The organism is Mycoplasma sp. 2248 (assembly GCF_034863245.1).
GTDB lineage: Bacteria > Bacillota_I > Bacilli_A > Mycoplasmatales > Metamycoplasmataceae > Mycoplasmopsis.
On record NZ_JAYFFC010000003.1, the window covers coordinates 47841 to 69549 of the forward strand.

Below are 21709 nucleotides of genomic sequence, written 5' to 3' on the forward strand. Positions count from 1 at the left end.
GAAGTTTTGTTTTTGCAATTCTTATTATTTATCACTTTCTGATTTAATAGTAAATTTAACAAATTGATTATTCAGTTTGTTTTATTTTTAGATGGTTAAAAATTGATATAATAAATAATATGCCTTAGTGGTGAAATGGTAGACACCGTGGACTCAAAATCCACTGGAGAAATCCGTGCAGGTTCGAATCCTGTCTAAGGCACCAACTTAATGCACTTTGTGCTATTTTTTTATACCTTTTTAGTACTCATACAGTAATAAAGAGCTAATAGAATATTTGAATATCTTTGTATAATAATTTTAATATTTGAATTTAAAGGAATGATATGAAGTTATATTATGGGACTGATTTAGAATACATTAAGTCAATAATTAAATCTGAGGAAAAAGATGTTCTTGAAAGAGATGTTTTTATTTTTGACGTCAACTCATATTTAAGCTCGTTTGATACATTAAATGAGATTTTGTTAAGCAATGGTTTATTTTCTTCTAGAAAACTAATTATCCTCGAGAATATTAGTTTTAGCAAACCTGCAAAATCTAAAGATAATTCTAAAAATGAGTATTTATTAAATTTATTAAAATCAGTTGATTCAAATATTAGTGTTTATTTAATTTACAAAACAGAAATAATAAATAAAAGAGTTATAAGCGACGATGCATTAAAACTATGCGAAAAACCTAAAAAAATAGCTGCATTATTGCCTACACAGCTTGCAGACTATGTTATAAGTGAATTTGCGAAAAATAATATTTCTATAGATAAAACAACTGCATTGGTATTTTTACAAAAATTACCTAATGACTGAAAAATTATTAATAATGAAATTAATAAGTTGTGCTTATTAAACAAAACGATTACAGAAGACATAATTGAGCAAACCATTGCACCTTACCCATCAGATGATCCTTTTCAATTTTCTAATGCTATTTCAAGAGACGATTTTCAAGCTATGTATAAGATCTTTGAACAAAAGAAAAACGAAAACACACCTGTTATATTATTGTTTGCAAACTTTGTTTCAACGTTTACATTAGTAAATAGAATTTACTGATATCAAAGTTTAGGACTTAATATCTCTGAAATTTCACAAGCTTTAAATATGAATGAAAAAAGAGTTTTTGTTCACGTGATGATTTTAAAAAGATTTGGTTTTGATAGAGTGCAAAAAATAATTGAACAATTAGCTAAAACAGATAAATTATTAAAAACTTCAGGAGTTGATTCATATGATATTTTCGAAATGTTTATGATCCAAAATTTCGTCAAAAATAAATAAAACATTTATTTACTTGGATTCTCAAATTATTAAATCACAAAATGTTGAAGTTATTCAAAATTGCTATGAGCAAGTGCTAAAAGTGATTACTTCAAACATTGATGAAAAATTTGTTATTGTTCTACCTGATTTATATTCTCTATATAACTTTGATTTATTATCATCAAAAACAAATACAGAGCAAATTTTCTTACAGAAAATAGATAAGTTGAAAAGTTTTGTTTCTAATTTAAAGAAATTAAATGTTGAAATTCAAGGAATTATTAAGTTCGATAATATAACTTCGTTTGCAGAATTATTAAGTAGACATAATGGTTTCGATGTTCAAAAAATTTTGAATAATGAAACATTATCAGATGAGACAAAGTATGTTGATTTATTGAACACACAAATGATGGATTTAGAATCTCTTGCAAATTCAGATAATCAGTTACATAAAGATTTTGAAAAAATTTACAAGTGACTTCAAATTGAATATGAAATTTCTAGTATTGTCATTTCAGGTTTATTTGATTTTCTTAATGATAAGCAAAATAATATTCATAAACCTCATATTCAATTAATCAAAAAAGCAATTGATAATTTAGCTGTAGCCGTAACTCAGATTACTTTATATGAAAAGTGCTATGACAAGGCTTTAAAAGTATGTAAACTATTCAACAATTATGATGTATTTACTAAGTTGGATACATATAAAGCAAGAAACTTTGGAGACTATGATAAAGTTGTTTTTGCTAAAAACAATTTAAACTTCATATTCGATCCTAATTCATTCATCAATAAGTTTAATGATGTTTTAATTTACAAAACAGAATTATTATCAAACATTTTAAATTTATTGTTAATATCACCTAAATTATTTGGATATCAAATTCCATTTAAGTCATTCAATAACAATGAAAATAATTTAAATTCAGTTATTAATTGAGAAGATAGATTTTTTGATTTATTTAACACTTCAATTTTCAAAAGATACAAGATTCTAAAATACAACCCAAAATTTAAAAAGATTTCTGTCTCTACATTTAAGACTAAAAAGTTAATTTGAAAAAAAATTATGTGCAACAATGTTACACATAATGTAATTATTAATAAAACGAATGGTTATGTAAGAATTAAATTCTTATTTAAAAAATTTAATAAGAAGAAATTGGAACCTTGAGGGTTTTATATTTATTAAATTAATCTTTTTTAATATTCAATAATATACTAAGGTATGCTCTTTTTATTCTGCTTCCTGTGTATCTTTTCGATACACATGCATCAATAAATGAGTAATAATCATCATTTAAATTAACTTGTTTTTTAAATAAATTTTCCATACCCTCATCAATCATTTTAATTGAAGCTAATTGTTGAGGTGTTTTTTTATTTACTATTTTCTTAAACTTTTTATAAGTACTTGCAATATCATTTTTTGACTTATAAACTAGTCTCATAGGCGTGAACGTAGAAACATCTTCATTGTTTTTAATCATACTTCTAATTTTTGAAGCACTTGCAAAATTAGACATAGTTTCATCTGAATGAAATGGAATTGTTCTTTGGATTGAAATTGCTTTAATATCTAAATTTGAATTAACAATTTCTTTAACATACTCTATTCCTAAAATATCATTAGGTAAAGTTATGCTTACTCCTATTAAATCAGATAAAGCTTGGGAAGCTGCTCTAGGAAATCCTGTTCCTTTTTGCTTTAAATAGAACTTAATTTTCTTATTGTATTCATCAATATTATCTTTTATAGTTGTTGCGATTTTATAAAACAAATCAATATCATTTGTTTCAGAGCCAAAAACTAAGTATTTTATTTTATGTTTAGCAAGCTGTTTTACAGCGTTTGATGCAAAAATATGAGCTGCTTGAATTGATTTTTTATCATCAAGCTTAATAACTTTATTAACTCCATATTTTTTTGCTATTTTAGCTCTTTGTCTGAATGATGCAATAGGGAATTCTCCACGTTGAGTGTATTTGTTTGTCATTCCAACGACAATATAAGCATTAGGAATATTTTGTTTAATTCAATTTATTTGATAAATATGACCGTTATGAAATGGGTTGTATTCAGCCACAATTCCGACAATGTTCTTTTTTCTTGCAATAAAACTTTTCATGAATAAAATTATTATAATATAAATATATGACTTTTTAGAATGCTAATGAATATAACTACTTATATATGATTTAAAAATACTTGGTTACTAAATATGTTTAGTAACCTGAAAGGAACATATTATGTTAAGTATTATTAAAGAACTGAAACCAAAATTAGCTAAATTCAACATAGCAATTTTAGTTATTTCTATATTTGTGCTTATTTCAGGTTTTTCATACTTTGTATTTTTAATGGCACTTACAAATTGCAAAAAATCAACTACTTCATGAAATGTTGTAATTTCACTTTTAGATTTGAGTGCACTTATGTCTAAATGATGATTAGTAACATTGATACTTATATTTGGAATTCTTAATGTAATTTGCATAGTATTTATGTTAGATATTAGAAAATCTATTTTTGCATTAATTGCAAATGGAAAATTAGATTTAAAATATGCATCACTATTTAGAAAACATATGATTTTACAAATTATAGGTTTCTTATGTGCAGTAATCCTTCCAATCGTTACATCAGAGCTATTGAAAAAAGAATTAATCACACTTGATCAAGTGGTTCAAAAATTAGATTCTTCAACAGAAGTTTCACTTATCAAATAATTACAAGTAGCGTTTGCTACTTATTTTTTACATTAGAAAATATCACTAAAAAATCTAAAAATGGACTATTATTTTTTACCTTTTATACTATAATATAAAAGCTTTTAGACTAGTCGAAATATTAAAAAGGAGGTAACAATGGCCATTGTTCCAAAACGTAAAACGTCAAAACAACGTAAACACAAAAGAAACAGTCATTCAGCATTAGAATTACCTAACCTTGTAAATTGCAAGCAATGTTCAAACAAAATTGAACAACATGTTGTATGTAAATTCTGTGGATTTTATAAAGGTAAAAAAGTACAAGGGTACAAAGCTTTATTAGATCGTAACAACTAATAATTTAATTAAATTTATAAACTAGAACAGGCAACTGTTCTTTTTTTGTTCCTTTTTGAGAGTTTTTACTAAATAAGTGGAGGACAAAAAATGAAATTATATTCAATCGGAGAAATAGTTTATAAAAACAAATCAAACATTATTTTAGAATCAAAAGGAGATGGATACATAGTAACTGTTGCTGACGATAAAAGATGAGAAGTTGGACAAAAGACAAAACTATATTTATTTGAATACAGAACAGATTATATGACACACACTTATGGGTTCAAAGAATTTAAAGAAAGGTTATTATTTATTGACCTTATTGGTATAGAAAAAGTAGGCGCTAAAATTGCAATGAGCATTCTTGAAAAAGGATGAGAATATGTAGCTCACTTAATCGTTGATCACAAAACTGAAGAATTAGCATCAATTCCGTTTGTTACTGAAAGAATGGCTAACTTAATTTGTTTTGAATTAGGTAACAAATGAGCAAAAATATTAACAAATGGAGATGCTAAAAAAGCTGAAAAATTACAACTGAAAGATGAGTTATATAAATCATTATTAGTTTTAGGATTTACCAAAGGTCAAATTGAAAGTGCAGTTAAAAATGTTAAATTAAATCAATCGCTCGAAGATATGGTAGAAGAAAGCATTAGATTTATAGCAACTCAAAAAGATGAAGACAATAGATTTAAGACCGCATAGTTTTGAAAAATTCATTGGTCAAGATAAATTGAAACAAATACTTTTAGCAATGATACAGAGTTCTAAAGTTCAAAATAAACCTTTAGATCACATTTTATTTTATGGAATGCCTGGTATGGGTAAAACAACTTTAGCAACTATCATAGCTAACCAAAAAGGTAGCAAAATTCACTTTGTACAAGGAACAAACATTGAAAAGAAAGCTGATTTAATTAGTGTTTTATCAGTTGTAAATGAAAATGATATTGTGTTTATTGATGAAATTCACAGCATTAATAAAAATGTTGTTGAATTTCTTTATGCTGCAATGGAAGATTTTGTTTTTGACTTAATCATAGGTGTAGATGGAAATTCTAGACCGATCAGAATGAAATTAAAACCATTCACATTAATTGGAGCAACTACAAAATTCAATGAAATTTCACAACCTCTTAAAGATAGGTTTGGTTACATTGGAAGATTAGTTAATTACACATTAAAAGATATTTGCAAAATCTTAAAAATCACTTGTTCAAAGTTAAATTTAAATTTAGATGACGAACTAATTAAGTACATTGCATCCTATTCAAGAAATACACCTAGGTTAGCAAATCACTTAATTTATAGAGTTTTAGATTTTGCACTTTCTTCAGAAAAAGGTGAAATTACAAAGCAAATTATTAAGAAAACTTTTAAATATCTTGATCTATATGAATATGGTTTAACAAAGGACCATATTGAATATCTTCAAATTTTAAAAGATGGATTTGAAGAAAAATCAGTTTCATTAGACACTATTGTCGGTTTAACCTTACATAACAAATACGATATAGTCAATGAAATAGAACCAATCTTATTGCTCTTAAAATTAGTGCAAAAAACTTCTAGAGGAAGAAAAATAACATCTTTAGGAATAGATTATTTACTAAGACAAAACCTGTCAATTTAGTTTTAATTTCTTTTTATCTTATAGATAAAAAATAAAGCATATTTTTGGTAGAATTAATACTAATTATGAAATTGAGAAGCAGAATATCAGAATTTTTTAAGTTAAGCAATTGAAAGAGAATTGTGATAAGCACTATCACAATTATTTCAACAATCTTAGCTATTGTTTTTGGTAGTTTATTTTACATTGGTAAAAATGTAAATAAATCTATTGAGTATGGTGGAGGAATTGAAGTTTTAGTCCAAGTTCAAAAAGATAAAAAGAACGCAGACAATCAACTTACAAATCTTGTTAACACATCGTTATATAACAGACTTAATAGTACAGGTTTAAATGGAATTACAGTTAGTTCTGAAGGTGATGGAAAAATAAGAATCACTAAATCAGGTCAATTAACTGATTCAGAGAGAATTCTTTTCCAAAATGAAATTGTTGATAAACCATTATTAACAATTACTGATGCACAGTTAAGACCATTATTCTATGAAGGTTCATTTAAAGTTGGTGAGCCTATTGGAGTGGATGGTTCTCCTACAGATATACCTGCTTCAAAATGAATTCCACCATTTTTACAAGATTCTGCAACATCACAAGCAAATACATCAAATGGTAAAAACTCAGTTAGTCTAAAACTTAGACCAGATAGTCAAGTTGAATGAACAAAAGCAACTGAATATGTTTCAAGTCAACAAGACAAACGTGTTTTAATGTGATTAAATATTGAAAAATTATTATCAATTGCACAAAATGAGTTTCCTGAAGATTGAGATCAATCAGGACATAATTTATGAAACTTTATTCACGTTACAAACCAAGCTTACTCAATTGATAATTCAGCCGGTTACCCTAGAAGAGTTGAAAATGCTTTAAAAGAGTTTGAATTTAATGCAAATGCTTATATGATTTCAAACGCTTCAGTTAATGAGCCATTAAATGGTGAAAGCGTACAAATCTCAGGTAATTTCACAGCTCAAGAAGCACAACACTTAGCTAACCAAATTAACTTTGGTTTAAGTGATTATGAGTTAGAAGTATTGTCAAATGTTTATGTCCAACCTGATTTAAATAATTCATCATTTAACTATGCAATGATTGCCGGAATTGTTATCTTCAGTTTAATTTCAATATTTATGTTAGTTAACTATGGATTACTTGGTGCATTATCAACAATCTCAATTGCTCTTTATATTTTCTTAACATTACTAATCTTCACAGTATTAAGAGGAGAATATTCACCAGCTACATTAGCTGCCTTGATTATTGGAATTGGTATTAGTGTTGATGCAAACGTTATTACTTTTGAAAGACTGAAACAGCAAGTTTACACAGGAGACTCACTGAAGAAGTCCTTCAGGAATGCTAATAAGCTAAGTATGTCATCAATTATCGATGCAAACGTTACAACTTTAATTGTTGGATTTATCCTATTCTACTTTGGCACAAAAGATGTAAAAGGATTTAGTATTACACTTGTATTATCTGTTTTATGTACATTGTTAATTATGTTAGTCTTTTCAAGATTTTTAGCGTCAATGTTAGTTGGAACAGGTATGTTCGATAACAAACTTTATATGTTAGGTATCAGAAAAAGATACATTAATCATAAAACTAAACTTGGCGCAATGATCGAAAACTTTGATTACTTGAAACAATCAAAATGATTTGCACTTGGTTCTGCCATATTTGTTCTTATTGGATTGATTGTGTTCATTTCACTTTCAGCATCTGAACACAATATTTGAGGTGGATTTAATAAATCACTTGAATTTGCTGGAGGAACAAATATAACTGTTCAACCATCGATTGGTTCTGCTATTACATTAGAAGATGCTGAATCTATTAAAAAAGTAATTGCAGATAATGCTGCAAAATACAATATTGAAAATGTTGACCAAATAGTTTCATTCTCAAAAGCAAGTGCTTCAGGAAATGAATACGTTGTAATGATTAAAACAAGTCAATCATTATCAGCAGATGTTGTTGAAAAAATTAGAGCTGATATTTTAAGTAATAATGCAAACGTTGAAATTATTAGTTACACAATTTCAACAAGTGAAGCTAACAAATTAGTATTAAATGCAGTTTTAGCTACTGTAATCAGCTTTGTTGGAATTATTGTTTACTTATTATTCAGAATGAGTTGAACTTACTCAATTGCAGCAATTATTGGTTTAGTTCACGACTTCTTAATGGTTATTGCTTTCATTGTAATTACAAGATTACAAGTTTCAACAATCATAGTTGCTGCTATGTTATCAATTTTAGGTTTAAGTATCAATGATACTGTTGTTACATTTGATAAGATACGTGAAACAATTAAAACTAAATTCAATGGAAAAATTCTTAAAAAAGATGATATCAAGTCAATTGTTAACCACTCAATTGCACAAACATTCAAGAGAAGTTTATATACATCAGGAACAACAATTCTAGCTATTTTAGTTCTATTATGCTTTAACAATGCTACAAATATGTCATTTAACATTGTTATGCTATTTGGAATTTCAATCGGAGTTTACTCATCAATCTTCATTTGTTCTTGAGTATGAGCAATGTTAGAAGGGCACAAACAAAGAAAAATTCAAAAGAGAATTGATACAGGTTACTGAAACATTAACCGTCCAGATGAGCAAACATTCGTTGGAGTAAATGATTATCTTTAAAATTTCAAACTCACAAACGTGAGTTTGTTTTTTAACAAAAACAAATGCATTTGCATAACTTAATTATATTTTTAGAATATAATTACATTAATTTAAATTAATTACCATAAAGGAGGAAAATATGGCCAAATTTATAGATGAAGTTTATGTATCAATTCAAGCTGGACGTGGTGGAAATGGTATGGTTTCATTCCGTAGAGAAGCACACGTTGATAAAGGTGGACCAGACGGTGGAGATGGAGGAAGAGGAGGAAATGTTTACTTTGTAGGTGACTTAGGTAAAAATACTCTTTTAACTTTCTACCAAAACAAACGTATTGTTGCAAAAGATGGAGTTAAAGGTGGTCCTAAAAACCTTTATGGAGCCAATGCAGAAGACACATACGTTAAGGTGCCTGTTGGGACATTGGTTTATGATGGTAAACGTTTAGTTGCTGATATTATTGAACCACATAAGCCATATTTAATAGCTTCTGGTGGTAAAGGTGGTAGAGGTAACACTAAATTCAAAACAGCTAAAAATACAGCTCCAAGAATTTCTGAAAATGGATTGCCTGGAGAAAAATTTGAAGCACACATTGTGTTAAAAATCCTTTCAGATGTTGGTGTTGTAGGTAAGCCATCAGCAGGAAAGTCAACATTCTTAAATGCTGTTTCAAATGCAAAAGCTAAAGTTGCTGAATACGAATTCACAACTCTTGTGCCACAATTAGGAATGGTTAAATATTTTGACGATTCATTTACAGTTGCCGACTTACCTGGATTAATCAAAGGCGCTGCATTAGGTAAAGGTTTAGGAATTCAATTCTTAAAACACATTGAACGTTGTAGAGTTATAGCTCACATTATTGACTTTGGTTCAGAAGAAAAAAATCCTGTTGAAGATTATGAAGTTATTAACAATGAACTTAAGTCATACAATTTAAAATTAGAGCAAAAACCACAATTAGTAATTGCTAACAAAGAAGATTTACCAGCTTTCAAAGCACACTTAAAAGAATTCAAAGCTAAATATCCGGATGTTGAAGTTGTTTCAATTTCTGCAATCAAACGTGAAAACTTAGAAGAAGTTAAAGCTAAATTATGAGACTTAATTATCAATAACAAAGCTCAACCTATTGAAGAAAAAGAAGAGGAGGAAAAAGTTATTGAGTATGAACCTGATTTTGTTGTTACAAATCCATATCACGGATACTACGAAGTTTCAGGTAAAAAAGTTGAAGAATTATACAACCGTATTCCAATCAATACATTTGACAACCTTGTTAGATTTAACAATATCTTAAAGAAAATGGGCGTTTGAGAAGAGTTAATTAGAAAAGGTGTTAAATATGGTGACACTGTTTCTATTTACGGTTTCCAATTTGAATGAACAGATGAAGAGTAATCAATAATTTAATTATTGATTTCTTTTTATTTTCTTTAAATAAAATAAAATAAATAAAAGAGGTAAATATGAAAGATTTTTTAATAATCGGAAACTGAAAAATGAATAAAACTTATACTCAAACATTGAGTTATTTAGATGATTTAGTTTTATCGTTCAAAGAATTAAATATTCCTAAAAGCATTAAAGTTGGAATTGCAGCGCCTTACCCAAGTTTACCTGCATTCACAAGTGCTATAAGTAAATTTGTACTACCAGTTGCTCAAAATATGTCTATTCATCAATTCGGTGCATTCACAGGCGAAGTTAGTGCTCTTATGCTAAATGATTTAAACGTTAGATACGTCATTTTAGGACACAACGAAAGAAGATTACATCACTTTGAAACTAATGAAAGAGTTAATGTTAAAGCTAAAATTGCTATTGAACACGGGATCACACCTTTAATTTGTGTTGGTGAAAGTTTAGAAGATTATCAAAACAATAAAACTAAAGAAATCATTAAGCAACAAGTTTTAGAAACAACTAAAGGTCTTGATTTAGATAAATTCATCATTGCTTATGAGCCGATTTGAGCTACAGGAACAGGTCATTCAGCTACTCCTGAATTTGCAAATGAAATTTGTGGCTTCATTTCGCAATTGCTAGATAACAAAGTTATTGTTCAATATGGAGGAAGTGTTACAAGTCAAAATATTGAACAATTATGCGCACAACCAAATATCAATGGATTTTTAGTTGGTAAGGCATCATTGCAATTAGATAACTTTATCGAAGTAATTAAGCATGCTTTAAAAACTAGGTAAAAATGAATAAGAAAATAGAAATATACATTGACTTCGAAGCAATAGATAGAAGACATGCTCTTATTTATGATGAATTAAAGACGTCGAAGTTTCATTCAATTCCGTTTGCATACACAATTGGGAAATATCCAAATAATGATAAAAACCAAGAAATGCAAATAAAAACAAATGTTATTAACTTTAGAAATTACGACAAAAAAGAATACTTCAAAAAATTCAGAATTAAATTGTTAGCTGATATAGCTAAATTAAATGGAATGAAGGTTAAAGATTTAACTGTTAATAATATCAATGAAAAGTTTGTGTTTTATGGCTGAAATCCCGTTTTAGAAAATACAATCATAAAAACAGTTTTAGGCAACCAAACAATTTGTCATAATGCAAATATTTTTAAGGATAAATTTACATCTAAACAAGAAATTTCATTAAAGTGAATGTCTAAAGGTTACGAAGATAAAAGCTACTTTAAAAATACAATAGAAATTCTTAAGAAAAAATCAATTCGCAAGATTACTGATGAGTCAGATCCTGGCTTAATTGCCTCTTTAGCTGGTTTCGCTCTTTTTGAAGCACAATATAAGAAAAAGAATAAGAATTTTCTTAACAATGCAGAAATCACAACAATATTAAATGAATTAAGAATTTATAATTCAGATGATATTCACAGAATTGATTTTATTTACAAAAATCCAGAAACTCTTAATCATAGGATAAAAGCTAAAAATGTAATAACGACTGAATTAAAATCAGTTGATAAAAAAAGAATGCATACACTCAATAAAATTAATTTATTTAGACAAATTGATAACATTGTAATACTTGATAAAATTTCTAAATCAATTGCAAATGAGGACTTATTAGAAATTCTTAAGAAAAACTTAAGATGACTTGAGAAAGCAATTGAATTAGTTAATGAAGCAGAATTTAATGGAGAAAACATTAAAAAATATTTAGAGCGTCTATCAGATGATTATGAAAATCTTTCTAAAAAAACACAGAATCTAAGAGATAAAATTAAAAACATTTAAGCCATACACACAGTGCTAAAAGTATAAAAATCAATCACATTAAAATCATTATCAAAAATGATTTTTTTTATTATAATAAAAAAGCAATATACACAATATTGCCAAATTAATGTGGGAGATATAAAAAATATCGTTTGACCACCATATCGAAAGGATACAGAGTTTATGGCAAAAAAAGAAATTCAACGTATTGCTAAGTTGCAATTCCCTGCTGGTAAAGCTAAACCAGGTCCAGCTCTTGCTGGAGTTGGTGTTAACATGCCAGAATTTACAAAAGCTTTTAACGATGCTACAAGAGATAGAGGGGACGAACCAGTTCCAGTACAAATTACAGTTTACAAAGACAAATCATTCGAATTCAAATTATTCACAGCTCCTGCTTCATACAAAATTAAGCAAGCTGCAAAAATTCAATCAGGTGCTTCAAACGCTAAAACAACAATCGTTGCTACAATCTCAAAAGACCAATTAAGAGAAATCGCTGAATACAAATTACCTGACTTAAACACAGATGATGTTTACGCTGCTATGGCTACAATTGCTGGTACAGCTAAACAAATGGGTGTTTTAGTTGAAGGATACGACGACATTTTTAAAGCTAAAAAAGAAGCTGCTGCTGCAGCTAAAGCAGAAGCAAAAGCTGAAGCTAGAGAAGCTGAATTAAACAAAGAAGCTGAAGAACTTGTTGCAACAAAAGGTGAAAGAATCGAAGTTAACGTTATTTCACACGAACACGACAAAGAAGAAGGAGCAGAATAATTATGGCTAAAAGAGTTTCTAAAAATTTAAAAGCTGCTAGAGCTGCATTTGACAGAACAGTTGCTTATGATTTAGCTGAAGCTATCGAGCTTGCTAAAAAAACTTCTTACGCAAAATTTGACGCTTCAATCGATTTAGCTTTCAACTTAAACTTAGACGTTCGTAAAGCAGACCAACAATTACGTGGAGCTGTATTACTTCCAAACGGAACAGGTAAATCAATCAGAGTTTTAGTAGCTACAAACAATGTTGAAAAACAAAAAGCTGCACAAGAAGCTGGTGCAGATATTGTTGTTGATGCACAAGCATTAGAACAAAGAATTAAAGAAGATCAATTTGATTTCGATGTTATGGTAGCTGACCCAGCTATGATGCCTTTATTAGGAAAATATGGTAAAAAATTAGGGCCTAAAGGTCTTATGCCAAACCCTAAAACAGGTACAGTTACTCCAACACCTGAAAAAGCTGTTGAAGAACTTAAAAAAGGTAAAGCTAACTACCGTACAGACAAAGCTGGTATTGTACACTCATTAATCGGAAAAGCAAGTATGTCAACTGAAGCATTAGTAGAAAATGCACAAACATTAATCTCATTAATTAAAAGATTAAAACCTGCAGCTGTTAAAGGGACATATATGTTAAACTTAACAGTTTCAGCATCAATGGGACCAAGTGTTAAAATTAAAATTGAAAAATAGTTAATTTATAAGTCATAGGGCAACCTATGATTTTTTTTATTCCTATGTGCAAGGCAAATAAAAAAATGAATGAAACTTTTTTAATTCAGTTTCATTCATCCATTTTATTCAATAATTTGCTTAATAACTTCGATATCATTATCAGTTATTTGAGTTTGTTCCTTAAACTCTTTTAAGAATTCAACATTTCTTGAAATCTTATCTTTATATTCATTTGTCTTGTTTGTTATTGCCAAGAAGCTTTGGATTGATACAAGCATTGTTATGATAACAGAGAATAAAGCAATCGCAACAAACAAGTCCATTGTTTTATCAGGCAAGATATTAAATCTAATTGAATATAAGTTTAGAACAATAATTGAAGCAGATAAGAAAATAGAAATAACGTTTAATAATGTAAATAAAGTTTTACTTGTAATGTATTTAAAATAAACTCTATTTTTGACCTTATCAATATCATTAATGCTGTTGATTTGTAATTTATTTTTCTTTTGTTCTTTAGTTTTGTCTTTATCCATTATTAACCTCTTTTTCAATGTCGCTTGATCTATATCTGTCTATTTCTAATATGCTCATTGTTCTTTTAAATAACGTAAAGTTTGCTTCTTTATTATTTAAATCCTTATATATGTGTAATTTAGATTTGTATAAAAGGTGCTCAAGTTGAATTGCTTTAATTTTACTTTGATAAAAGATTGCTTTTTTATTAATAACAAAGAATGATAATATACCTGAAGTAAAAGTGATTATCGCATTAACAATTGTTAGCAATATAATGTAGTTACTATTTGAGTTTAAAAAACTTTTGTACGGATTAGTCACACCTTCAGGATAATAAGAAGATGCTCCTGCAAGGAATAAAATTGCTATCACACCGTTTAAAAGTGTAAACAAGATTATTGATGCATTTAGTAAATAATATAGAGCCGAATACACAATAAGCTTAAGTTTTGTTTCTCTATAAAGCTTGAAATAAGCATTCAATGTAATGTTTTTCTTTTTCATTATTTCTTACCTCCTGATGGTGAGGTAATTTCATCCTGAATAACTTCTAAGATTGCTAATTTCTTGAATGATTTAGCTTCAGCGTACATATAGTCAATGAATTTAATTAAGTTTTCTTCTGAAATTAAACCATTAGCATACTTAATTTCAAGATATTCCAAACTTTCATGAACTTTCTTATAAGTTGACATCTTAGTATTGCTACGATAAATAGCTATTCCAATGTTTAAAAAGAATAGAATAATCATAAACACACAAAGTAAGATAACTGAAATGTATGATGAGTTTCTTTGTAATTCATCATTTCCATTTGTTTGTCCATGTGACACAATGATTGAAAGCGCAATTGCAGCTATGATAATTGATGAAATATTAAGCAGTGCAATTATGACAGAAAAACTGATATCAATAATCTTGTAAGTAAGCAGTTTCTTCTTATCATGCTTAAGCCGTTTGTTTAAATATTTAATAATATCTTTCATGAAATATATTTTAATTGAAAATATTATTTTTAGCTATATTTTGATAGTTTAATTTATAATATTCGCATGAATAAATCATTTGCAGTTTTTAGTGATGTGGATGGAACAATTTACGGATTTCCACATAAAAAATTATCAGAAAAAGTAAAAGAACAAGTTTTAGATTTATCATCTAAAAATATTCCATTTGTAATCAACACAGGTAATCCTGTTTTAGAAAAAATCAAACGTTTAGCTAGAGAACTTAATTCAAGATATTTATCTTGTTCAAGTGGTGCGATTATTTATGATATGCAAGAAGAAAAACCATTACACATTGAAATTATTGATCCTAATGAAGCTAAAAAAGTTTGAGATTTAGCACTCAAAGCTGATGTTACATTATATTATGCAGGTGTTAATCAATTCTACTTATACAATGTTCACGATGATATATATGAGTTTTTAACATCATTTAATGAATATGATAAGTGAATTACGGATGGAACTATTCCAGCTGATTTACACAGAATTGAAGCTTATGGGACAAAAGAACAATTAGAAAAATTTGTTGATTTATATAATAAATCAGATATTAAATTGGACTTAGTTAATGTTGATTATTTATATATCGAAATGTCTAATCCTGGTGTAAATAAGGGTTCAGGAATGAAATGATTATGTGAAAACATTTTCAATGCTGATTTAGCTGATGTTATGACAATTGGAGATAGTCCAAATGACATTCCAATGTTTAAATTATCAGGATATTCATATGCAATGGATAATTCTGACCAATATACAAAATCATTTGCAAAATATTACACATCAGATGTGCTTCAAGATGGATTAGCTGAAGCTATTGTTGATTATTTATATCGTGGAGATTATGAACTTAAAAGAGCTGTTTCTCAAACGGGAAATATTGCAAAAACAAATAAGAAAATTATGTACTAAAAAACTTTTATAACTTGCACACTATTGTAAAAGTGAAAAAGAGAGATAAAAAAGCGGACATTAGTCCGTTTTTTTATGATGTTTAAACTATTTGTTTTTGTTTACAAATTCATCTAAACGTGAACGTTTTCTAGCACCTTTGTTTGGGTGGAAAACACCTTTAGAAACAGCTTTAGCAATTGTTTTGTGAGCAAATGCAACTAATTCGGCAGCTTTTGCATCTTTAGCTAAAACAGCTTCTCTAGCTTTACGTATAGCTGTTTTAACTCTTGATTTCATAGCAGCGTTTTTAACACGAGCTTTTTCCATCTTAGCTATACTTTTAACTTTAGATTTAATGTTAGCCATAAATCCTCCCTTTTTCTAAATATATGTGAAAAATCTTTTTTATTATACTATATTTTTAGCTTTTAAATTTTTGGTTATATGCAATTCCGATTTTTGAAGATAAGTTGTCATCTACACCATTTATCTTAGTGTGTGTGACTTTTTCGTTTGGATCATTTTCAATTTGATAAATGTATAATGCACTATTATCTACTTCATTGTCATCTGTAATGAAGTAATTTCTTTTAACTAACTCATATTCAAATCTTGTTGGAGGAGTATAGTTAACAAAGTCAAAGTTATTAAGTTGTAAGTATTTTTTATTCATTACTTTAACAAATTTACTATTAGCAAAATCGATGTGATTTACTATAAACTCGATCTTTTTCTTAAATTCATCTTCATCATTAATATCGACCGCATTTTCAGGATCTTCATTATTTAAATCTTGAATCAACCTTACAAAAACATTTTTAGTTTCTTGAATACTAAATAATTCTTCAACTTTTGCTTTATATGAACTAAGTGTATTGATATCAATTAATGTAGTTTTATAAAGCTCGTGTAGTTGACTCTTGAAATCATTATATTTATTTAAATCTGTATAGTAGTCTCTGAACACTAAATCAATATATTCATCATACATTTTAAGTGAATAATTATTTAGACCTTCCTGAATATCATTTTTAAATTGTTTTGTGAATCTATATAACTCACCCATATTTGAATAAATTGATGAATTTAATGTTTCATAAAGTTGATCAAGAGTTCCTTGCGATGTGTTTTTAGCAACTACTAATCCATCTATAAGTAAGATGTTTTGTGCAATTTTAAATGATTGTACTGTGCCGTTTTCAACTTCTTCATAGTTGTTATCTGAGAAGTAGGCATCCAGTGCGTCGCCATTATACATAACAGCTGAGTCAGCTTCTGGATACTGTGGATTAATTAATTTATTTAAGATACCTTGACCATCACCATCATATGTGATGTAATTGCTATCATTTGGATTTTTACCTGTACCTTTTTGAACAAGTGAATAGAAGTTGTCGATAAACTTCGTGTAGTTATCTTTAGCAACATCGTTATTTGTGTTTAAGACTACGCCGGTAGGTTTAAAGTCATAAAATGAACCATATAACATATTAGCTCTAACAGCATCTGTAATAGTTAAGTTAGAATATCCATTATTAAACAATGTATTTAATTGGTTATATAAACTAAGTGAACCGAACTCTTCAAGGTTTGTTCCGTTAGCTTGTAATTTTGTTTTATTTTGATCTAATAATTCTTTTGTGATTTGTTGTACACCGTTAGTTTGCTTTTGTTTCTTTGTGTTAAATGCAACTACTGCATCTTGCATAAAGTATGGAACAAAGTATTCTCATAAGTGTCTTGGTTCCTCATATTTTTTACCTGATTGATCTGTCTTTAGATCTTCATCATAACTTGCTAAATGTTCAAACACAATAGGTGTGTAAATAGTTTGCAAGATGTTTTTAAGGAACTCCTTATCAGGCTCTTCTGATAAATTTAGCAACTTTTTAAAATCAATTGGTGCTAATAGGTCTTTTTTGATTAAATTAACTGCTTGGAAATCGCTCCCAATTCCAGCAATTGCTTTTGAGTTTACAAGGGCAACTGTAAATTCGTTAATTTCATCAAATGTTTTGTAAGAGAAGTTTTCTTGAATTTTATCCCTATTCTCATCTGAGATATAAGACTTGTAATTAAAGAAGGATGGTTTAAATCTATTACTCATTTTTACACCGGCCAAAGTGAAGGTAAAAATTGAGATTAAAGCAATTATAATAATTGCTGATCAAGCTTTGAGTTTTCTAAGTAAATTCTGCTGTTTCATAAATCCTTTTTGTCTTAATTTTAATTATTTAAAATAATGTTTATTTTATACCAAAACCAAATTTATTTTTGTGATTAAAATATTTTTTAAGTGCTATTTTTTAGGACAAAAAGAATAAAATGATATAAAATTAAATCATGATTACTAAAAATAACTTAAAGTGATTAATTTCATTTATCATTGCATTTTTTATTGTTACATTAACTGTTGTTTTTGTATCGTTTTTAGTGCTTAATATTTACAAAGAAGTTTCATATTTTTTCATCTTCTTGTTCTATGTAATTAATGTGACTTTTGTCTTTGTTATTTACAGTCAAAAGAAGCAGCATGAGTCGAAATTTTCTTGAATTTATTTAACGATGTTATTACCAATAATCGGACATGTTATTTTTATTGTTTATGGTTTCCATTGAAAAAATAAAAATGAAATTAAGGTTAATAGAAATCCGATGTACTGTTTAAAACAATATGTTCCATTGTTTATGAAAAATCAAAATCAATTAAGTTATAAAAGTAATAATTTAACAGAGCTTACAAATCTTAATAATAATGTTATCCTACCTGCGAACATTGATTTCTATGAAGAAGGATATAGATTCTATGATCATTTATTTAATGGAATCAATGATGCAAAAAAAACAATCTACATCATTACATACATAATTAAAAAATCTGAAATCTCAGAACACTTCTTAAGCTTACTACTGAAAAAAGCTAATGAAGGTGTAAAAATTAAATGACTTGTTGACGATTTTGGTGCTACTCCATCACAAAAAAGAAAGTTATCTAAATTATCTAAACATCCAAACATTGAGTTTGCCTATATCGGAAAAATTTATTATCCATTTATTAATGCAAGTAGTTTCTCAAGAAACCATGAGAAGTTTATTATTATAGATAACAAGATGGTTTTCTCAGGTGGAAACAACATTTCAGATGAATATTCATCAATGTCAAAAAAATATGGACACTGAATTGATCTTAACTATAAGATTACAGGTCCATATATAAATACATATATAATTCATTTTATTAAGTTTTGAAAAATAATAACTAATAAAAATATTGAAATTAGAAGTTCATTATTTATTGATACTAGTGATCAAGAATATGAAAATAATTCATTTTTAATTTTAGAATCACCTAATTTTGACTATTCAGAATCAGAATTTTTATGACTAAAATTAATTGCAACTGCTAAAAAGTCAATTCGTATTTGCACACCATACTTTTCAGTTACTAATGCACTTAAAAAACAATTGATTTTAGCATTGAGAAATAATGTGAAAATCACAATTTACTTCCCAGGATTACCAGATAAGAAGCTGGTTTATAAAATCAGTTTATCTCAACTTGAAGAATTAATTCCATATGGTTTAGAGGTAAAAATTTATGATGACCATTTCTTACACACTAAAGCAGGGATAGTTGATGACAAAATTGCTTGAGTTGGAACAACTAACTGAGACAGTAGAAGTATGTTTTCACAATATGAAACAATGGATGTTTTTGAAGGAAAATCAGTCCAAAAACTAATTCAGATTTTTGATGAATATGATAAAAAATCTGAAAATATGAAAAAAAACTGTAAAAATAAGAAAAAAAGTAATCTATTTAAGAAATTTGTTTTTGATATAACTAAACCATTGATATAATAAGAGTATATTTTGGTTAGATAAACTACTTTTTTTAATTTTATTTTTGTTAAATTTTGAAACAGCATTTTATTGAAATCAATTGCAAAGGAACAAAGGAGAAAACGATGAAAGAATTCACAGCTAAAATTATTGATCCAATTGGTTTACATGCTAGACCAGCAACTTTAATTGTTTCAACAGCTACAAAATTCAAATCAGATTCTAAATTAATTTACAATGGACGTGAAGCTAATTTAAAATCAATTATGAACATTATGGCTTTAGGAATTAAACACGGAGCTGAAATTACAGTTAAAGTGCTCGGAGAAGATGAAGAAGCAGCAGTAAAAGCTATTGAAGCTGCTTTAAAAAATCATGGTTTAATTTAATTGTTCTGAAAATCGCTGCGTTAATGGCGATTTTTCTTTTTGCCTTTTTTGTACAAAAGAAAATAAAAAAAGACACTTTTTAGTGTCATATGGTGCGCGAGACAGGACTTGAACCTGCATGGGTTGCCCCACTAGAGCCTTAATCTAGCGTGTCTGCCAATTTCACCACTCACGCAATTAGTAAAAATATTATAAAACAAAATTAAAAAAATTTATAAAGATTTATATAATTTAAATTAACTTTAATTTAAAGCTATTTTTACAAATCAGAAGGTGTTTATGAACAAAAAAGAACAATTTAAAAATCAATTAATTAAATACTTAGAAATCGAAGCTATGTCAAGATACGAAGAACCTGTAGCAGATGAATTAAGAAAAAATATTTCATCAGTTTACAGAATTTCAAGAGATAAATTAGGTTCAATTATTTTTCACAAACCATCTAAAAATCCATCTGCTCCAAAAGTTATGATTGCAGCACATATGGATGAAGTAGGTTACATTGTAAGAAGAATTGAAAAATCAGGACAATTATTATTAAGTCCAATTGGTGGAATTTGAGCTTCAACAGTTATTGGAACAAAAGCTAAATTAATCACAGCAAACAAAGAATATTTAGGTGTATTTGGACACACAAGTATTCACATTATGGAAAATTCTAAAGTTTCAAAAGCTATGACTAATAATGAACTTTATGCTGATTTTGGATTTAAAAATGAACAAGAAGCAATAGCAGCAGGAGTAACAATTGGTGATAGAGTTCAAATGAGTGGAGAAACAATTTTATTTGACAATCCTGATTTAATTGGTGGAAAAGCAATGGACAATAGAGCAGGTGTAACTGTTTTAGAATTTATTGCAAATGAAGTTGCTGATTTAGATCTAGATGTTGATTTATATTTAGTAGGAACAGTTCAAGAAGAAGTTGGAACAAGAGGAGCAAGAAGTTCAGTTGCACTTGTTAATCCAGATGTTGCAGTAGCACTTGATACAACTTCTTCACACGATACACCAGATGTAATCCCAGGAACAACAGCATTATTTAAAGGTGCTGCTCTTAGAATTAAAGATGTTGGAACATTAATGGATACAAAATTAGTTCAATTCTTCGAAGGAGTTGCTGCTAAATATGAAATTCCAGCTTACAAATTTGTTGCAATGGGTGGAGGTACAGATGCTCATGAGCTTCAATTTGCAAAAGGTGGAGCTGCAACTTTAACAATTTCACTTCCACAAAGATATTTACATAGCCCTATTGGTGTTTGCTCAATTTCTGATTTAATAGCTGCTAAAGATTTATTAGTTAACTTTTTAAAAGATTTTAATAAGACAAACTATGATAAAATAAAATATATTTAATTTAATTATTAAAACTCATTACAAAATTTATTTTAAGGAGAATAATTATGGTTGAAATGCAAACTGGAGCATTTGTTGGGATGATTATTGCTGTTGTAATATTTGTAGTTATTGCAGCTGCTTTAGTAACATTCTTTATTGCTAAAAGAATGTTTGAAAAACAACTTAGAGAAAACCCACCTATCAATGAAAAAATGATTAGAGTAATGTTCAAACAAATGGGTAGAACAGCATCAGAAACACAAATTCGTCAAATTATGAAATCAATGAATGCTGAAAAAAATAAAAAATAATTTAATAAATTCATTTTAATAATGAATTTTTTTAATTTAATATAATTAAATTACATTTAATAATGTAAGTTTGGAGGAATTTTGAGTAAGACTTCTTATAGTATTAAGTTAAGGATTCAGA

Annotated in this window: 23 protein-coding genes and 2 tRNA genes; 18 read left to right on the top strand and 7 right to left on the bottom strand. The window is 27.8% G+C overall.

The window, feature by feature from the left end:
- Positions 1–121 precede the first annotated feature (121 nt).
- The 3 genes from VBM91_RS01280 (at position 122) to VBM91_RS01290 (ending at position 2460) form a co-directional block, all read left to right on the top strand.
- Positions 122–205 (top strand) — tRNA-Leu (locus VBM91_RS01280).
- Positions 206–326: 121 nt separating this feature from the next.
- A complete protein-coding gene (gene holA / locus VBM91_RS01285; RefSeq protein WP_323189031.1) occupies positions 327–1280 on the top strand; it encodes a DNA polymerase III subunit delta in 954 nt (317 codons plus the stop codon).
- Entirely contained in the window at positions 1231–2460 is a 1230-nt protein-coding gene (locus VBM91_RS01290) for a hypothetical protein (RefSeq protein WP_323189032.1), read from the top strand. The genes holA and VBM91_RS01290 overlap by 50 nt, the downstream gene beginning before the upstream one ends.
- Position 2461: 1 nt before the next feature.
- On the opposite strand, the gene VBM91_RS01295 is transcribed toward VBM91_RS01290, so the two are convergent.
- The gene (locus VBM91_RS01295; RefSeq protein WP_323189033.1) at positions 2462–3397 is read right to left on the bottom strand and encodes a nucleotidyltransferase; all 936 of its coding nucleotides are present in this window, start codon (positions 3395–3397) and stop codon (positions 2462–2464) included.
- Positions 3398–3518: 121 nt separating this feature from the next.
- Between VBM91_RS01295 and VBM91_RS01300 the strand changes: the two genes are divergently transcribed.
- From VBM91_RS01300 to rplA, 10 genes are all read left to right on the top strand, one after another.
- A complete protein-coding gene (locus VBM91_RS01300) occupies positions 3519–3998 on the top strand; it encodes a hypothetical protein (protein ID WP_323189034.1) in 480 nt (159 codons plus the stop codon).
- A 138-nt stretch (positions 3999–4136) separates the two neighbouring features.
- Positions 4137–4337: a 50S ribosomal protein L32 gene (gene rpmF / locus VBM91_RS01305; protein WP_257088893.1), complete on the top strand. Its 201-nt coding sequence runs from the start codon at positions 4137–4139 to the stop codon at positions 4335–4337.
- A 90-nt stretch (positions 4338–4427) separates the two neighbouring features.
- Positions 4428–5030, top strand: coding sequence for a Holliday junction branch migration protein RuvA (gene ruvA / locus VBM91_RS01310; RefSeq protein WP_323189035.1), 603 nt, complete (start codon positions 4428–4430; stop codon positions 5028–5030).
- Entirely contained in the window at positions 5002–5958 is a 957-nt protein-coding gene (gene ruvB / locus VBM91_RS01315) for a Holliday junction branch migration DNA helicase RuvB (RefSeq protein WP_323189036.1), read from the top strand. Before ruvA ends, ruvB begins: the two co-directional genes overlap by 29 nt.
- Before the next feature lie 65 nt (positions 5959–6023).
- A complete protein-coding gene (gene secDF / locus VBM91_RS01320) occupies positions 6024–8621 on the top strand; it encodes a protein translocase subunit SecDF (protein WP_323189037.1) in 2598 nt (865 codons plus the stop codon).
- Between the two features lie 121 nt (positions 8622–8742).
- On the top strand, positions 8743–10008 hold the full coding sequence (obgE, locus tag VBM91_RS01325; RefSeq protein WP_257088887.1) for a GTPase ObgE: 1266 nt from the start codon (positions 8743–8745) through the stop codon (positions 10006–10008).
- A 68-nt stretch (positions 10009–10076) separates the two neighbouring features.
- Positions 10077–10814, top strand: coding sequence for a triose-phosphate isomerase (tpiA, locus tag VBM91_RS01330; protein ID WP_257088885.1), 738 nt, complete (start codon positions 10077–10079; stop codon positions 10812–10814).
- A 2-nt stretch (positions 10815–10816) separates the two neighbouring features.
- Positions 10817–11842, top strand: a complete 1026-nt coding sequence (locus VBM91_RS01335; RefSeq protein ID WP_323189038.1) for a hypothetical protein — start codon at positions 10817–10819, stop codon at positions 11840–11842.
- 165 nt (positions 11843–12007) lie between these two features.
- Positions 12008–12601, top strand: a complete 594-nt coding sequence (rplK, locus tag VBM91_RS01340) for a 50S ribosomal protein L11 (protein WP_257088881.1) — start codon at positions 12008–12010, stop codon at positions 12599–12601.
- Positions 12602–12603: 2 nt separating this feature from the next.
- On the top strand, positions 12604–13299 hold the full coding sequence (gene rplA, locus VBM91_RS01345; protein WP_257088879.1) for a 50S ribosomal protein L1: 696 nt from the start codon (positions 12604–12606) through the stop codon (positions 13297–13299).
- 104 nt (positions 13300–13403) lie between these two features.
- Here rplA and VBM91_RS01350 read toward each other — a convergent pair whose 3' ends face one another.
- The 3 genes from VBM91_RS01350 to VBM91_RS01360 are packed head-to-tail and all read right to left on the bottom strand — an operon-like array spanning position 13404 to position 14786.
- Positions 13404–13817, bottom strand: coding sequence for a hypothetical protein (locus VBM91_RS01350; protein ID WP_323189039.1), 414 nt, complete (start codon positions 13815–13817; stop codon positions 13404–13406).
- Entirely contained in the window at positions 13810–14304 is a 495-nt protein-coding gene (locus tag VBM91_RS01355; RefSeq protein WP_323189040.1) for a hypothetical protein, read from the bottom strand. Before VBM91_RS01355 ends, VBM91_RS01350 begins: the two co-directional genes overlap by 8 nt.
- Positions 14304–14786, bottom strand: coding sequence for a hypothetical protein (locus VBM91_RS01360; protein WP_323189041.1), 483 nt, complete (start codon positions 14784–14786; stop codon positions 14304–14306). The genes VBM91_RS01355 and VBM91_RS01360 overlap by 1 nt, the downstream gene beginning before the upstream one ends.
- A 66-nt stretch (positions 14787–14852) precedes the next feature.
- On the opposite strand from VBM91_RS01360, the gene VBM91_RS01365 reads away from it, so the two are divergent.
- Positions 14853–15722 carry a Cof-type HAD-IIB family hydrolase gene (locus VBM91_RS01365; protein WP_323189042.1) on the top strand — a complete coding sequence of 290 codons (870 nt, stop codon included), beginning with the start codon at positions 14853–14855 and terminating at the stop codon, positions 15720–15722.
- Positions 15723–15809: 87 nt separating this feature from the next.
- Here VBM91_RS01365 and rpsT read toward each other — a convergent pair whose 3' ends face one another.
- Both rpsT and VBM91_RS01375 read right to left on the bottom strand, forming a co-directional pair.
- Positions 15810–16070, bottom strand: coding sequence for a 30S ribosomal protein S20 (gene rpsT, locus VBM91_RS01370; protein ID WP_257088867.1), 261 nt, complete (start codon positions 16068–16070; stop codon positions 15810–15812).
- A gap of 55 nt (positions 16071–16125) precedes the next feature.
- The gene (locus tag VBM91_RS01375; protein ID WP_323189043.1) at positions 16126–17811 is read right to left on the bottom strand and encodes a hypothetical protein; all 1686 of its coding nucleotides are present in this window, start codon (positions 17809–17811) and stop codon (positions 16126–16128) included.
- Positions 17812–18047: 236 nt separating this feature from the next.
- Between VBM91_RS01375 and VBM91_RS01380 the strand changes: the two genes are divergently transcribed.
- Together VBM91_RS01380 and VBM91_RS01385 are read left to right on the top strand one after the other, a co-directional pair.
- On the top strand, positions 18048–19565 hold the full coding sequence (locus VBM91_RS01380; RefSeq protein WP_323189044.1) for a phospholipase D-like domain-containing protein: 1518 nt from the start codon (positions 18048–18050) through the stop codon (positions 19563–19565).
- 107 nt (positions 19566–19672) lie between these two features.
- On the top strand, positions 19673–19936 hold the full coding sequence (locus VBM91_RS01385) for an HPr family phosphocarrier protein (RefSeq protein WP_257088861.1): 264 nt from the start codon (positions 19673–19675) through the stop codon (positions 19934–19936).
- Positions 19937–20026: 90 nt separating this feature from the next.
- Here the strand turns inward: VBM91_RS01385 and VBM91_RS01390 are convergent.
- Positions 20027–20111 (bottom strand) — tRNA-Leu (locus VBM91_RS01390).
- Between the two features lie 104 nt (positions 20112–20215).
- On the opposite strand from VBM91_RS01390, the gene VBM91_RS01395 reads away from it, so the two are divergent.
- Both VBM91_RS01395 and VBM91_RS01400 read left to right on the top strand, forming a co-directional pair.
- Complete coding sequence (locus VBM91_RS01395) at positions 20216–21295, top strand: M42 family peptidase (RefSeq protein WP_323189045.1); 1080 nt, start codon at positions 20216–20218, stop codon at positions 21293–21295.
- A gap of 47 nt (positions 21296–21342) precedes the next feature.
- Positions 21343–21588: a YneF family protein gene (locus VBM91_RS01400; RefSeq protein ID WP_323177362.1), complete on the top strand. Its 246-nt coding sequence runs from the start codon at positions 21343–21345 to the stop codon at positions 21586–21588.
- Positions 21589–21709: the final 121 nt, after the last annotated feature.